Source organism: Aureimonas flava (assembly GCF_003583935.1).
Classification (GTDB): domain Bacteria; phylum Pseudomonadota; class Alphaproteobacteria; order Rhizobiales; family Rhizobiaceae; genus Aureimonas; species Aureimonas flava.
The window spans coordinates 1-874 of record NZ_QYRN01000026.1; the positions used below are offsets into that span (position 1 = coordinate 1).

An 874-nucleotide genomic window follows, 5' to 3' on the forward strand; every position below is an offset into this window, starting at 1 on the left:
AGCCCATTTTGGTGGAGGCGTATCCGCCTGGGGATGCGGGAAAGACGACGGTTCGCTCGCCGTTGGGGAAGGTGCGGTGGTGGATGTGGGCGTGGATGGCGCGCGACAGGACCTGGGCCTCGACGTCGCGGCCGATCGAGACGTAGTCGGCGGCGGACTGGGCGTGGGTGACGCGGGCCACGTCCTGCTCGATGATCGGGCCCTCGTCGAGGTCGGCGGTGACGTAGTGGGCGGTGGCCCCGATCAGCTTCACGCCGCGCCCGTAGGCCTGCTTGTAGGGGTTGGCGCCCTTGAAGCTCGGCAGGAACGAGTGGTGGATGTTGATGATGCGGCCCGACATGCGCTGGCACATCGCGTCCGAGAGCACCTGCATGTAGCGCGCCAGCACGATCAGCTCGGTGCCGGCCGCGTCGGCGATCTCGAGGATGCGCGCCTCGGCCTCGGGCTTGTTGGCCTTGGTCACCGGCACGTGGTGGAAGGCGATGTCGTGGTTCACCACGACCTTCTGGTAGTCGAGATGGTTGGAGACGACGCCCACGATGTCGATCGGCAGCGCGCCGATGCGCCAGCGGTACAGGATGTCGTTCAGGCAATGGCCGAAGCGCGACACCATGAGCAGCACCTTCATCGGCCGCGCCGCGTCGTGGAAGGCGAAGTCCATGGCGAAGGGGGCGGCCACCGCGGCAAAGCCCGCGTCCAGCTCGGCGAGCGGCGCGCCCTCCTCCGAGACGAAGCCGACGCGCATGAAGAAGCGCCCGCTCTCCAGGTCGTCGAACTGCGCCGAATCGACGATGTTGCACCCCTTCCCAGACAGGTACGTCGAGATCGCCGCAACGATCCCGCGCGCCGTCGGACAGGTCACCGTCAGGACAAA

1 protein-coding gene is annotated in these 874 nt (G+C 67.5%); it reads right to left on the reverse strand.

Annotation, left to right across the window (positions count from 1 at the left end):
• On the reverse strand, positions 1 to 874 hold an 874-nt coding region (gene purU / locus D3218_RS19435; protein ID WP_119541729.1), incomplete at both ends, for a formyltetrahydrofolate deformylase.